This is a genomic window from Pseudomonas sp. T1.Ur, from assembly GCF_023516725.1.
Taxonomy (GTDB): Bacteria; Pseudomonadota; Gammaproteobacteria; order Pseudomonadales; family Pseudomonadaceae; genus Aquipseudomonas; species Aquipseudomonas alvandae.
The window spans coordinates 4,869,785-4,883,164 of record NZ_JAMGSN010000001.1 but is presented as its reverse complement, the minus strand read 5'-3'; the positions used below and the strand labels follow the sequence as shown (position 1 = coordinate 4,883,164).

13 protein-coding genes and 1 pseudogene are annotated in these 13,380 nt (G+C 62.0%); 2 read left to right on the top strand and 12 right to left on the bottom strand.

Features of this window, described 5'->3' with window-relative positions:
* Positions 1-149: 149 nt before the first annotated feature.
* The gene (gene urtA / locus M8Q45_RS21585; protein WP_249876320.1) at positions 150-1,415 is read right to left on the bottom strand and encodes an urea ABC transporter substrate-binding protein; all 1,266 of its coding nucleotides are present in this window, start codon (positions 1,413-1,415) and stop codon (positions 150-152) included.
* A gap of 40 nt (positions 1,416-1,455) precedes the next feature.
* On the opposite strand from urtA, the gene M8Q45_RS21580 reads away from it, so the two are divergent.
* On the top strand, positions 1,456-1,692 hold the full coding sequence (locus tag M8Q45_RS21580) for a hypothetical protein (protein WP_249876319.1): 237 nt from the start codon (positions 1,456-1,458) through the stop codon (positions 1,690-1,692).
* A complete protein-coding gene (locus M8Q45_RS21575; RefSeq protein ID WP_249876318.1) occupies positions 1,689-3,224 on the top strand; it encodes a class I SAM-dependent methyltransferase in 1,536 nt (511 codons plus the stop codon). Before M8Q45_RS21580 ends, M8Q45_RS21575 begins: the two co-directional genes overlap by 4 nt.
* On the opposite strand, the gene M8Q45_RS21570 is transcribed toward M8Q45_RS21575, so the two are convergent.
* The 11 genes and pseudogenes from M8Q45_RS21570 to M8Q45_RS21520 all read right to left on the bottom strand — a co-directional run bounded on the left by M8Q45_RS21570 (position 3,199) and on the right by M8Q45_RS21520 (position 13,369).
* Positions 3,199-4,209: a FecCD family ABC transporter permease gene (locus M8Q45_RS21570; protein WP_249876317.1), complete on the bottom strand. Its 1,011-nt coding sequence runs from the start codon at positions 4,207-4,209 to the stop codon at positions 3,199-3,201. The genes M8Q45_RS21575 and M8Q45_RS21570 overlap by 26 nt on opposite strands.
* A complete protein-coding gene (locus M8Q45_RS21565) occupies positions 4,206-5,153 on the bottom strand; it encodes an ABC transporter substrate-binding protein (RefSeq protein ID WP_249876316.1) in 948 nt (315 codons plus the stop codon). Before M8Q45_RS21565 ends, M8Q45_RS21570 begins: the two co-directional genes overlap by 4 nt.
* Entirely contained in the window at positions 5,150-5,938 is a 789-nt protein-coding gene (locus M8Q45_RS21560) for an ABC transporter ATP-binding protein (RefSeq protein WP_249876315.1), read from the bottom strand. Before M8Q45_RS21560 ends, M8Q45_RS21565 begins: the two co-directional genes overlap by 4 nt.
* A 200-nt stretch (positions 5,939-6,138) precedes the next feature.
* The gene (locus tag M8Q45_RS21555; protein WP_249876314.1) at positions 6,139-7,518 is read right to left on the bottom strand and encodes a PepSY-associated TM helix domain-containing protein; all 1,380 of its coding nucleotides are present in this window, start codon (positions 7,516-7,518) and stop codon (positions 6,139-6,141) included.
* Between the two features lie 125 nt (positions 7,519-7,643).
* The gene (locus tag M8Q45_RS21550) at positions 7,644-9,770 is read right to left on the bottom strand and encodes a TonB-dependent copper receptor (protein ID WP_249876313.1); all 2,127 of its coding nucleotides are present in this window, start codon (positions 9,768-9,770) and stop codon (positions 7,644-7,646) included.
* Between the two features lie 83 nt (positions 9,771-9,853).
* Positions 9,854-10,249: a DUF2946 domain-containing protein gene (locus tag M8Q45_RS21545; protein WP_249877374.1), complete on the bottom strand. Its 396-nt coding sequence runs from the start codon at positions 10,247-10,249 to the stop codon at positions 9,854-9,856.
* 58 nt (positions 10,250-10,307) lie between these two features.
* Entirely contained in the window at positions 10,308-10,787 is a 480-nt protein-coding gene (locus M8Q45_RS21540) for a copper chaperone PCu(A)C (protein WP_249876312.1), read from the bottom strand.
* A 46-nt stretch (positions 10,788-10,833) separates the two neighbouring features.
* Positions 10,834-11,232, bottom strand: a complete 399-nt coding sequence (locus M8Q45_RS21535; RefSeq protein ID WP_249876311.1) for a DUF2946 domain-containing protein — start codon at positions 11,230-11,232, stop codon at positions 10,834-10,836.
* A gap of 321 nt (positions 11,233-11,553) precedes the next feature.
* Positions 11,554-11,706 (bottom strand): annotated as a pseudogene (locus tag M8Q45_RS21530) (addiction module antidote protein); the annotation flags it as partial.
* A gap of 221 nt (positions 11,707-11,927) precedes the next feature.
* Positions 11,928-12,287, bottom strand: coding sequence for a DUF6124 family protein (locus M8Q45_RS21525; RefSeq protein WP_249876310.1), 360 nt, complete (start codon positions 12,285-12,287; stop codon positions 11,928-11,930).
* Between the two features lie 359 nt (positions 12,288-12,646).
* On the bottom strand, positions 12,647-13,369 hold the full coding sequence (locus M8Q45_RS21520; protein WP_249876309.1) for a cobalt-precorrin-6A reductase: 723 nt from the start codon (positions 13,367-13,369) through the stop codon (positions 12,647-12,649).
* Between the last annotated feature and the right edge of the window lie 11 nt (positions 13,370-13,380).

The following is a 13,380-nucleotide window of genomic DNA, read 5'->3' as shown; positions in this document are numbered from 1 at the left end:
CGCGGACAATGTGGAAGCGAGCTTGCTCGCGATAGCGGTGGGTCAGTCGACATCTCTGTTGGATGTTCCATGGCCATCGCGAGCAAGCTCGCTCCCACAGGGATTTGTGTCGGACCCAAGCGTCATGCTCTAGCCCGACACCCATGGGCTCAGTTGCTCTTCACCGCGTAGTCAGGCTTCTTGTCGTTGCCGGCGATGAACGGGCTCCACGGTTGTGCGCGGATTGGTCCTTCGGTCTGCCAGACCACGTTGAACTGACCGTCGGCCTGGATCTCGCCAATCATCACCGGCTTGTGCAGGTGGTGGTTGGTCTTGTCCATGGTCAGGGTGTAGCCCGACGGTGCGGCGAAGGTCTGGCCGGCCAGGGCTTCGCGGACTTTGTCGACGTCGGTGGACTTGGCTTTTTCCACCGCTTGGGCCCACATGTGGATGCCGACGTACGTGGCCTCCATCGGGTCGTTGGTCACCGCTTTGTCGGCGCCCGGCAGGTTCTTGGCCTTGGCGTAGGCTTTCCAGGAATCGACGAATGTCTTGTTCGCCGGGTTATCCACGGATTCGAAGTAGTTCCACGCCGCCAGGTTGCCGATCAGTGGCTTGGTGTCGATGCCGCGCAGTTCTTCCTCGCCCACCGAGAACGCCACGACCGGTACGTCGGTGGCTTTCAGGCCCTGGTTCGCCAGTTCTTTGTAGAACGGCACGTTGGAGTCGCCGTTGACGGTGGAGATGACCGCGGTCTTGCCGCCGGCCGAGAACTTCTTGATGTTGGCGACGATGGTCTGGTAATCGCTGTGGCCGAACGGGGTGTAGACCTCTTCGATGTCCTTGTCCGCCACGCCTTTGGAGTGCAGGAACGAACGCAGGATCTTGTTGGTGGTGCGCGGGTAGACGTAGTCGGTGCCCAGCAGGAAGTAGCGCTTGGCGCTGCCGCCTTCTTCGCTCATCAGGTATTCCACTGCTGGAATCGCCTGCTGGTTTGGCGCGGCGCCGGTGTAGAACACGTTGGGCGACATTTCTTCGCCTTCGTATTGCACCGGGTAGAACAGCAGCCCATTGAGTTCTTCGAACACCGGCAACACGGATTTACGCGACACCGAGGTCCAGCAGCCGAACACTACGGCGACCTTGTCCTGGGTCAGCAACTGCCGGCCCTTTTCGGCGAACAGCGGCCAGTTCGACGCCGGGTCCACGACCACCGCCTCAAGCTTCTTGCCGTTGACCCCACCCTTGGCGTTGATCTCATCGATGGTCATCAGCGCCATGTCCTTGAGGGACGTCTCGGAGATCGCCATGGTCCCGGACAGCGAATGCAGGATGCCAACCTTGATGGTCTCGGCGGCCTGGACGGTCCAAGCCATGCCCATCGCGGCAATGCTTGCCGAGAGTGTAAAAGCCTTGATCAAGCTACGACGCTTCATGGTGCGATCTCCGTGGTCTTTATGTTTTTCTGGATGGCAGATGCAGACGCTGGAAGGGGCTTTTGCAAGGGGTGTGCCCGGTTGGAGAAAGGCTTTGAAACGCGGGGTTGGCGGCGTGAGTGGAAAATGGCGATGCACCATCAGTGACCGTATCGCGGGTGCTGGTGCAATGTGGCGCTCCGCATTGGGGCGTGGAGTCGGATTAATCCAAGGTGAGATTTTCAACCGCACGTCTATGCTGGTTCTTCTGGATTCTGAAGTGGAGAAGTCGGTTTGAATGACTCTGGCGTTGCAAGCTATTTTCTTCTCGATGAGACGGCGGTTTTCGACGTGTTGCCTGAAGTTGGATGGGCCGCGCATCCGCAATGGATGCATGTGACGCACCTGAGGGAAGGAAGGTATTCGCTGATTCTCACCGCTGGAGAGCGCCTTCGAAGCAGCCAGCTGAATGTGTTTGCCGATTCAATGTTATTCGTTCGTTTTTCGGCCGCTCTACCCAGCATCAGCAGGGATGGGCTGACTTGTTCAGTTGTTTTTCTTGAAGACGGAACTCAGGCCGACTTTCAGATTGGAGCGTTTCATGTCTGCGGAAGAAATCCGCCGCCGCAATGGAGGACGGTGGATTTGGATTTGGCCTGGTTGGCGGGCAAGCGTGGCCGCCTCTTGATCGAGTGTGGGCCGGGGGCGCAGAACGATCCCACGGCGGACTGGCTGGCGATAGCTGACTTGTGTGTTGCGAGGGAGGGCGAGAGGAAGGCGCTCCTGGCCAGGACACATCATTCAATGCGCATGAAAAACGAGATAGCGCACTTCAGCAGCGTCTACCGGAGCGAGTTCTACTCAACCGTCCAGCAGCGACAGAGTGAAACTGCAAGGGGCGTCGCTCGCAAGGTTCGCCCATTGAATGGACTGGCCCATGCGCAAGGGCATGATGCGCAGGGCGAGATTGTCATTCTGGAACCGTTTGAGGGGGAGGCCGCCTATTCTTATGCGACTCGTCTGCTGAGGGCGAACGTCCCGCAAACCCCGCCTGATTTTCAAGCGAGGCTACGCCAGAAAGTCAGGGACCACGGTGCAATAAACGTCTTGTCCATCTGCAGCGGTGCCGCGCGGATAGAGGCGGGTTTGTCAGCGGCTATTCCCGAAGGCGTGCAATGGTCACTGCTGGATATCAATGAAGACCTGCTCCAAATCGCGGCCAAACAGTTTTCGCCGCAAACCTGCCTCGACTTGATCGTGGCGGATGCGAATAACCTGGCACCTACCGGTGAGCAGTGGGATGTCATTATGTGTGTTTCGGCATTGCATCATTTGGTAGAGCTGGAAAAAGTCATGCGCTTTATCTCCCGTAGTTTGAAAGATAATGGGGAGTTCTGGAGCGTGGGTGAGGCCGTGGGGCGTAACGGCAATCGCTTGTGGCCCGACGCCATGATTGCCGCCGATGCCGCGTTCTCGACCTTGCCGGCGCGTTACCGATTGAACGCCGATACTCAGGTGGTCGATGCTGTCATTCCCGACAAGGACCATTCCATTGGGTGCTTCGAGGGGATTCGAAGCGAGGAAATTACCGCACTCCTCGAACGTTGGCTGACGCCCGTCGATGTTTACTGCACCAATTGCTTCCTCTGGCGAATGGTCAACCTTGCCTACAGTGGGAATTTCAATCTTGAAAAAGCTGAAGACCGGGCATTGATCATTGATCTGGTTCGAGCAGAGCTTGAGCATTTTCGCAATGGAGGCCTCGGGACCGAACTATTCGGCGTCTACAAAAAGAGGCACCTTTTCAGCGGCGGCGCATCAGGCCAATGAAGAACAGCCCGCCGATGGCTGCGGTAGCGACCCCAATCGGCAAGTCCTCCGGCGCGATCAACGTGCGTGCCGCCACGTCCACCCAGACCAGGAACAGGCTGCCGAGCAACACGCAGGCCGGTAGCAGTCGACGATGCTCGGCGCCCACCAGGCGCCGGGCGATGTGCGGGACCATCAGTCCGACAAAACCAATCGAGCCGCTGATGGACACCAGCACGCCGGTCATCAGCGACGCGATCAAGAAGATCCACAACCGCACCTTCGCCGCGTTCAGGCCCAGGGTCACGGCGGTCTGTTCACCGGCCATCAGCGCATTCAGCGGTCGTGCCATGCCCAGCAGCAGAACCAAGCCCAGCAGCACACTGGCGGCTGGCACCGCGAGCAGTTCCCAGCGGGCCAGGCCCAGGCCACCGAGCATCCAGAACATCACCGCCGAACTGGCACGATGATCGCCGAGGAACAACAGCAGGTTGGCTGCCGCCATCATCACGAAGGACACCGCAACGCCACACAGCAACAGGCGATCACTCTCCAGGCGACCCTGGCGGGCCGCGATGGTCAGCACCAGCAGCATGCTCAGTAGTGCGCCGATGAACGCCGCCAGGGGCAGGGTCAGCAGGCCGATGATTTCCCCGACATGCAACACCACGATGACCGCCCCCAGGGTCGCGCCGGAGGTGACGCCCAACAGGTGTGGATCGGCCAGCGGATTGCGCGTCACCGCTTGCAGCACGGCACCGATCAACGCCAGCCCCGCGCCCACTAGAGCGCCGAGCAGCAGGCGCGGGACGCGGATCAGCCAGACGATGTGTTCCTGGCCGGACGTCCAATGGACCTCGCCGATCCCCAAGGTCTTGCTCAACAGGATGTCCCAGACCACAGCCACTGGCACCCGCGCCGGCCCGAAGCCGAGGGACACCACGCACGACACCAGCAGCAGTGCGCCGAGGACCATCAGTAGCGTGGCGTAGCGACGATTGTTCATCGGTCGTGGAAACCCCGTGCCAGGGTTTGCACCGCCAGCACGTTGTCGATGCCCGGGGTGGCCTGCACGTAGGGGATCACGATGAAGCGCTGGTGCTTGATCGCATCGACTGATTGCAGGGCCGGGTTGTCCAGCAAGAACTGCTGCTTCTGCTCGGCACTGACTTCGCCGTAATCGACGATGACGATGACCTGCGGGTTGCGCTCCACCACGTTCTCCCAATTGACCCGCGTCCAGCTGGTTTCCACGTCGTCGAGGATGTTGCGTCCGCCGGCTGCGTCGATCAACGCCTGGGGCATGCCGAGGCGGCCGGAGGTCATGGCGCGGTCTTCGCCGCTGTCATACAGGAACACCCGCGGCCGGTCGCCTGGCAGGTCCTTGCGCACGTCGGCCACCTGGGCTTGCATCCTGGCGATCAGCGCATTGGCGCGATCCTGCACGTCGAAGATCTTGCCGAGGTTGCGCAGGTCGTTGTAGGTGTCCTCCAGGGAGGCCGCTGGACGCTTCATTACGAACGCGCAGGATTCGGTCAACTCATACACATCGATGCCCAGCGGTTGCAGGGTCTGCGGCGTCAGGTCGCCGCCCACGCGCATGCCGTAGTCCCAGCCGGCGAAGAAGAAATCGACGTTGGCATCGAGCAGGGTTTCCACCGAGGGGTATTTGGCGGCCAGTTCCGGCAGGCCAGCGAGGATCTTCGCCATCTCGGGCGTCACCGATTTCCAACCCGTGATGCCGCTGTAGCCGACCATGCGCGGCTTGAGGCCCAGGGCGAGCATCATCTGCGTCATGTTGATGTCATGGCTGACGGCATGGCGAGGGGCCTCGTTGAACACCACCTGGCGGTTGCAGCTCTGGATCGTCAACGGGTAGCGGGTGGCTTCGGCCAGGGCATGGGCGCTGCCCAGCAGCAGGGGCAGCAACAGCAGGAAACGCAAGGTCATGGTTGGGTTATCCAGGTGATTCGCGGGTAGCCGGACAGCGGGTGCTCATCCACCAGGGCTTCGACGCCGAACACCTCGCGCAACAGTTCGGCGGTGAGGACATCCTTGGGCGTGCCGCTGGCGACGATGCGCCCATGTTCGATCACGTACAGGCGATCGCAGAAGGCAGCGGCCAGGTTCAGGTCGTGGAGGCTGGCGAGGGTACCGATGCCCAGGCCCTTGATCAGTTGCAGCAGTTGCAATTGATAGCGCGGGTCGAGGTGGTTGGTCGGTTCGTCGAGGATCAGCAACTGTGGCTGCTGGGCCAGGGCGCGGGCGAGGATTACCCGTTGTTTTTCGCCTCCCGATAGCGTGGCAAAGCCGTGATCGCCAAAGCCTTGGAGCCCGGCTGACTCCAACGCCTGTAGCACCCATCTGCGGTCTTCTTCGTTGTCGCCGTCGAACAGGCCCTTGTGGGGCGTGCGGCCCATGGCGACCACTTCTTCCACGGTCAGGCCGAAGGCGTCGGGAAATTCTTGCAGCACCACCGCAATGCGCTGGGCGCACCAACGCGCGGACTGTTTCCAGAGGTTGTGATGTTCGAGTTTCACCTCGCCCTGTTCCGGCCGGCTGAAGCGATAGGCGCAACGCAACAGGCTGGTCTTGCCGCTGCCGTTGGGCCCGATCAACCCCACGAACTCTCCGGCCGCCACCTGCAACGACGCATCACGCAGTTGGAACGGGTGATGGCAGTGGCCATGGCCCAGGGGCGTCCAGGCGAGGTGGGAGAGGGTTAGCGAGGTCATGCGTTTACTCAATTCATTGGCTCGGGACCCCAGTCCATTGTGGGAGCGAGCTTGCTCGCGAAAGCGGTGGGTCAGCCAGCAAAGATGTAGCTGACCCACCGCTTTCGCGAGCAAGCTCGCTCCCACAGGGGCTGTATTCACAATTGGATGGCGGGCGCGATTGTAGAGGTTTCGCGCCGCCTTTCGTTAACGCACTGTCTTCAGCTTGAAGATGAGGCGACTTCAGGCTGGCGATTCAAGCGGGTAACAAGCCGGTCCAGCAACCACACCACCACCAGCGAAGCCCCCACCAGCGGGAACACCACCGCCAGGGCCAGCATGATGAACACGCCGCCCTTCCAAGTCGGCAGGTCATGACGCAGTGGCGGTACGCCGAACTTGCCCTGGGGCCGGCGTTTCCACCAGATCACCAGGCCACTCACGGCGCTGAGCAGGATCATCAGGCAAACCAGCAGCACGAGGATCTGGTTCAGCGGGCCGAACATCTTGCCTTCGTGCAGCATCACGCCGGTTTCGGTGGCGCGGGCCACGACGCTGTAGTGTTCCCAGCGCACATCGGCCAGGACTTTGCCGGTGTACTGGTCCACATGCAGGCTCGCGTCGTTGCGCGGGTCATCGGCGAACACGGCGATGGTGAACACGCCAGAAGCGGTCGTTGGAAGCGTGATGCTGTAGCCGGGTTCGACCTTGCGCTCGGTGGCGATATCCTGCACCGCTTGCAGGCTGACGGTCGGCGCCGCGGGGCCTTCGTGCATGCCGCCGTGGGCCATGTGCTCGGCGTGGTCGCCGGACATCGGCATCGGCGTGTTTTCCACGGCCCACGGCACGGTCTGGCGGTGTGCGTTATTGAGGCTGCCGGCCTCCACGTCGGACTTGGGCACGTCATTCCACATCGCCGCCGGGAAGCGGTTCCAGAGGTCCGCGTATTGCTTGCCCCAGAAGCCGGTCCAGGTCATGCCGCTGAGCAGCATCACCAGCAGGAACGCGGCGCCCCAGAAACCGACGACGACGTGCAAGTCGCGCCAGAACAGCCGACCGCGCGCGCTCCAGCGCGGCCACAGCACGCCGGCCGATGATTGCCCGCGCGGCCACCACAGGTAGAGGCCGGAAACCACCAGTACCACGCCCCAACCGGCGGCCATTTCCACCAGGCGATCCCCCACCGTGCCGATCAGCAACTCACCGTGGATCGCCCGGGCCATGGCTTGCAGGTTGTTCTTCGCATCCTGCTCGCCAAGAATGTCGCCGTGGTACGGGTCGATGAACACATTCAGTTCCCGGCCCTTGTCGGTCACCACGAACTGCGCGCTGCGTTCGGCGTTGACCGGTGGCAGGTACTGTTTGACCTGGCCTTCGGGGTAGGCTTGGCGGACCTGCTTGAGCAAGTCGTCTGCCGCGAGGGCGTGATGACTGGCCGGCACATTCAGTAAGTCGCCGTACATCAGTGGATCGAGTTGCGGCTTGAACAGGTAAATGACCCCGGTCAGGGCCAGCATCACCATGAACGGCGCCACGAACAGCCCGGCATAAAAATGCCAGCGCCAGGCCAGGTTGTAGAAATTCGGTTTCGGTTGGCTCATCAGAAAGCGCTCCGCAGGGCAAATTGGTTGTTATGTTGTGCGGTCAGTCAAGGTGGAAACGAACCACTGTGGGAGCAAGCTCGCTCCCACAGTTTGTGTTCTTGCTGACAGATCTCCGGTGTTGGTTAGAAAATCATATCCACCTTGGTCCAGAGCGTGCGCCCCGGTTCGTTGATGGCCTGGGGATCGCTCGCCGGGTAGCCGAACCCGGCGTTGCCGGCCAGGTTCAAGTGCTCGGCGTAGGCTTTGCCGAACAGGTTGTCGACGCCGCTGCTGACCTTCCAGTTCGAATTGATGCGATAGGCGCCGTTGAGCGAGAAGACCCCGAATCCCGAGCTTTTGCCGTAGTCCTTGCCCACCACGTTGCCCTTGTTCTCATCGACCCGGTGCTGTGCCGCGACCACCCGCCACAAGGCGCCGGCGCTCCAGCGGTCTTCGCTGTAGGTCAGGCCCAGGCGGGCGTCCAGCGGCGGCATTTGCGCCAGGGCGCCGCCGTCGCTGCTGTTCTTGCCCCAGGCGTAGGCCAGGGTGGCGTCGGCTTTCCAGTGTTCGGTGAGCTTGTAAGCCGCGCCCAGTTCGCCGCCCATGATCCGCGCATCGATGTTCTCCGCCCGGGAGGTGGTGCCCATCATTCCGGGCGTGTAATCGAACAGGATGTAGTCACGCACTTGCCCGACGTACCCCGATGCCCAGGCTTCGAGGGTGTCGGTCTTGTATTGCAGGCCAAAGTCGAGCTGGGTGGTTTTCTCCGGCTTGATTGCGTCGAAGGCATTCAGCGAACCGCTGGGGCCGGCGTTTGGCGAGAACAGCTCCCAATAATCCGGAAAGCGCTCCGCGTGGCCGATACCTGCGTAGAGGGTGGTGGGGCTGTCGTCCAGGTCGTGCTCGTAGCGGACGAAACCGCTGGGCAAGGTGCCGGCGCGGGTGTCGTCGGCGGTGGGGTTGGGACGCGCGGCCATGCCGGAACCGAGGCTTTGGCGGTAATCCTTGGCCGAGGCACGGTCGAGGCGGGCGCCGGTGATCACGCGGTCGCGGTCGGCGGCGTACCAGGTCAACTCGCCGAACACCCCGTAATTGTGGAAGTCGGCGTCCTTGGTGTAAGGCAGGGCCTTGTAGGTGTCCACACCCATGCTGCTGCGCTGGCGATGCTCGTTGACCTGGGCATCGAGGCCACTGATCAATTGCACATCGGCCCAGCGCCAGGTGGCCTTGATGCGGGCGCCGAGGGTGCGGCGGTCGACGTTGGAGGCCATGGGGCCGGCCATCATCCCGGTGCCGGACGGTGTGCGCAGCGTGTAGTTGTCCATCACATGATCGGCATAGTTGTAGTAGACCTGTGCCTCGAGCTTGTCCAACACCTCGCTGATGTTCGAGCGCTCGAACCGCAGCCCGAGGCTTTCGCGCTTGAACTGCGAACCGTCCATGCCGCGCCCGGCGTAGCGCGCTTCACCGTCACCCTTGCCGGCCGTCAGCTCCAGCAGGGTATCGGCGTCCGGCGTCCAGCCGAGGGTGACGTCGCCATTCCATTTGTCATAGCGCGACGGCACGGTGTCGTTGTTGCCGTCGCGGTAATCGTCCGAATGGGCGGTGTTGCCGATCACCCGTACATAACCCAGCGGCCCGCCGGCGGCGGCATCCACCACCTTGTCGAAGCGGCCGTTGGAGCCGGCCAGCACACTGGCGTTGACCCGCGTGCCGAGTTCGCCGAACTGTTCCGGCTCGCGCTCGAACAGCACGGTCCCGGCCGAGGCGCCGGGGCCCCAGAGCACGGTTTGTGGGCCTTTGATGACGGTGAGCTTGTCGTAGGTTTCCGGGGAAATGTAGGACGTAGGCGCGTCCATCCGGCCCGGACAAGCCCCCAGCAGCATGCTGCCGTTGGTGAGGATGTTCAGTCGCGAGCCGAACATGCCGCGCAACACCGGGTCGCCATTGGTGCCGCCGTTGCGCACCAGGGCGAAGCCGGGAATGGTCTTGAGGTAGTCCCCGCCATCGCTGGCCGGCACCGGTTGGCGCGGGTCCTTGGGACGGGTGACGACAGTCAGCGGCGAGCTGGGGGCGATGGCGGTGATGACCGTCGGGCTCAGTTCGTCGACCGGATGGTCGTGATGCTCGTGCTCATCGGCCAGCGCGAGCGGGGTGAGCAGCAGGCCGCACAGTGCGGCAATGGTTTGGCGCGAACGAACCCGAGGCTCGTTCAGGGGGCAGCTAACCTGGGCAGCGCCCAAAGCGATGCCGGCAGAAAACCTGGACATGATGATTCCATCGAACAGACGTAGACGACACGGTCGGGCAGCCTGGGGCTGTCTTTTGCGACCGGTTGAGGAAGTGTCGGGGGCTACGCTGCGAAGGGCGGTGCGCGGGTTCGGGCACCCGGGAAGAGCGCGGGCTGGGCATGGCCCAGGCGTGGGGAAGGGCTGGTGAAGGTGTTGGTGTGCGGCGTGTCGAAGGCGGCGAAGGTATGGCCGCCGGTTAACGCGGGGCAGTTGAACAGCAGGCTGCAATAGCCGCACTTTTCCCACAACGCATGGTGCTCGCTCTGGGGCGGGCAATGTTCGACGGCAGGCGCTTCGTGCGCCGCCATTTCCATGTTCATGTCCATGTTCATGCTCATGGAAACAGACATGGACATGGACATGCGTTGATCCATCGGCATCGACTGGGAAACCAGCGGACCGATGAAGATCATCAGCATGGCGAACAGGCTGATCCAGCTACCGCGGGCCAGGCTCATGGGCTGACGGCGGCGAGTGGACAAGCTGGCGCGACGAGGTTGCATGGGCGGCTACGTCTTATTGGCCGTGCATATGCGTCTTGGTGCCGTCGGGTGCTTTTTTCTGCACCGCGACGTCCACCGTGACATCCCCGGCCTTCTCGAAATGCAGGGTCATGGGGAAGCGTTTGCCGTCGCTGAGCAGGCTGCGGTCCTTCAGGTCCAGCAGCATGGCGTGATAGGCCATCGGTGCGAAGGTGACGGTCGCGCCGGGGGCGACATCCACGACGGGCACCGGTTGCATTTTCATCAGGTCGTTTTGCATCACATGCTCATGGAGCTCGGCCTTGCCGGCGATGGGCGAGTCGACGCTGAGCAGTTTGTCCGCAGTCGTGCCGCTGTTGTGAATCACGAAATACGCGGCCACGGTCGGCGCGTTGGGCGGCAACTCCTGGGACCACGGATGAGCGATCTCAAGCTCGCCCGCTGTGTATTGGTGAGCTTGGGCGAAGCCGATGGGAAGCAGCAGGGCGGCCAGCAGGATAAGTCTGTTCAACATGGCAAATCTCCGGAGCGATTCAGGGCGCAGTTTGATGCGGGAAGAATCAGGCCAGAGGTGAAGCGCGGGGATTGAGGCTCGGCCATTGCTGGCGCGGGGTAGGGCTGTCGAGCTTCGAATGGATGGCACTGCGATGGGCCAGCTGTGCATCCAGATACAACTGCGGAGCGTGGCCGGTAAGCGCCACCAATGGCGCCGGACCAGAGCAGCACCAGCAATGCTGCATCGTCGAGTGATTGTCTTTCTGTGGCGTGCCCTGTTCGAATTTACCCAGCGAAACAGCCACCATCTTCGTGCCGCTGGAGGAGCAGAAACTGCCCCAGAGTATTTGTTCGCCTGGCGAATTGGCGGTCGCGCTCCCGCTGTTGGAAAGCGGCATGGCAAGCATGTTGAACAGCACTGCGAAGCAGGCGATCCAGGCAAATGCAAGCCGTTGTCGGGACATGGGGCAATCCGCTCGGTTGGGCGATCAGGTGGCCGGTATTTAGCCTGATCGGGGGGCAGAAGTAAAAAGGCCACGTGCGGTGTAGGGTCGCAGGGCTGGTGTTAACAGTAGCAACAGATCTTCAAGTGAGTGCTTTTGTGGCGAGGCACCTTGTTCCCGTTGTGGCGCGTAGGAGCTGTCGAGCGAAGCGAGGCTGCGATCTTTCCACAGGCGCTTGAGTCGCAAGTGGAAAGATCAAAAGATCGTCCGAACGCGGCCCGAGCCTTCGCCAGCTCCTACAGGACCCAGCGGGAGCAAGCTCCCTCGCCACAGGGCTCAGATGGCATTGAAGAGATTGCGAAGGATCATTCTCGCCATCTCCTGCTCTCCGTTCAAAAGCAGAGTGACGGCTTCATCCAGCAGGATTTTGGCGAATTCAGGTTCACACCTGACGCGTTCGATGATCGTGTGCTTATAGCTTCGTGTGAGAGGCATAGCATTACCTTTGAAAATCTAATGGCGTGAGCATTCATTGTGGCGAGGGGATTTATCCCCGCTGGGCTGCGTAGCAGCCCCAAGAGCAGTGAATGCAGTCCGCCAGACAAAACTGTGGGCTTATGTTTTGGGACTGCTTCGCAGCCCAGCGGGGATAAATCCCCTCGCCCACAGGGGTGGGTTTGACCAATCGATTTTGATCAAACCCAACGTCCTGTCGCTTATCTCGGGTCGACCACATCCAATGCCCGATTCGCCAACAACTGGCTCAACTCAATCATCTGCTGGACCCCTTGCGCGATATGTCGTCGCGAGCCCTCCAGATCGAATGCGAGGTCACTGACCATGGCATTGGCCGAGGCCAGGGTTTCGCTGAGGTTGGCGAGCAGGCATTCGGCGTCGATGTTAGGTGCGATGACGAAAAGGGTATCTAGCCTGTCGGATGGTTCTTTGTCGGCTGACGGCTTGAGGTAATAGTCCAAGGCGCGGGTGGCCGCGTCGTCGAGTTTTTTGGCGTTGGCCGACTGGCAACGGGATGTGTGGTCGTCTGGGGTTGGGGGATTCGGTGTGTTCTTGAACATTGCTGGAAACTCCATGTTATGGAGCCGCAACCGTTTCGCGACTAAACGAAGGGCGGCGGCTGTGCGCAGGTTAGTCGACCGGGGAGTCCAGCATTACCGGCGCGCCCGAAGGCGCCCTGCGCACAACCACCATCAAGTGCAGGGATGAAATACCTGACTGACGGAGCTTGTGAACCCGCTGAAAACCTCGGGCGACTAAACCCGATCACTGAAGGGCAGTGACGGGAATCAAGTTACCGACAGCCTCCAAGGCGCACAAGCCGGCGGATTCTGGCGTAGTTGTAGGCAGCGACGCAAGGTGATGTAGCCTGCTGACGTAGTTCTTACAGGACAGGCTTGTAGGACGGTGCAGGTTTCTGTCAGACCAACTGCCGCAGCCCCTGCAAGATCTCATCCACCGTCCCAAACTCCCGATCCACCCCCGCCAGCACCGGCCGCTTCAACACCAACACCGGCACCCCCCGCTCCCGCGCCACCTCCAGCTTCGGTTCAGTCGCCGTGCTGCCGCTGTTCTTGCTCACCAGCACATCGATCCGCCGTCGTTCGAACAGCTCACGCTCGCTCTCGATATGAAAAGGACCACGGGCCCCAATCACTTCGCAGCGCTCATTGCCGGGGTAAACGTCCAGGGCCCGCAGGGTCCAGAATTGTTCTGGCGGGATTTCGTCCAGGTGTTGCAACGGCTCACGCCCGAGGGTGAACAGGGGCCGGTGGAAGGGGTGCAGGGCCTGGATCAGTTCGCTCCAGTCGGCCACTTCGCGCCAGTCATCGCCGGCCTGGGGTTGCCAGGCCGGGCGGCGCAGGGCCCAGCAGGGGATGGCGCAGGCACGGGCCGCGTGGGCGGCGTTGTGGCTGATCTGGGCGGCGTAGGGGTGGGTGGCGTCCAGCAGCAGGTCGATGCCCTCGGCGCGGATGAAGTGCGCCAGCCCTTCGGCGCCGCCGTAGCCGCCGACGCGCACCTGGCAGGTCAGGTCGGTGGGGACGCGACCGATGCCGGCCAGGCTGTAGATGTGCTGGGGGCCGAGCGTGCGGGCGATGGCCAGGGCTTCGGTGACGCCACCGAGCAGCAGGATACGTTTCATCAGAAGGCTCT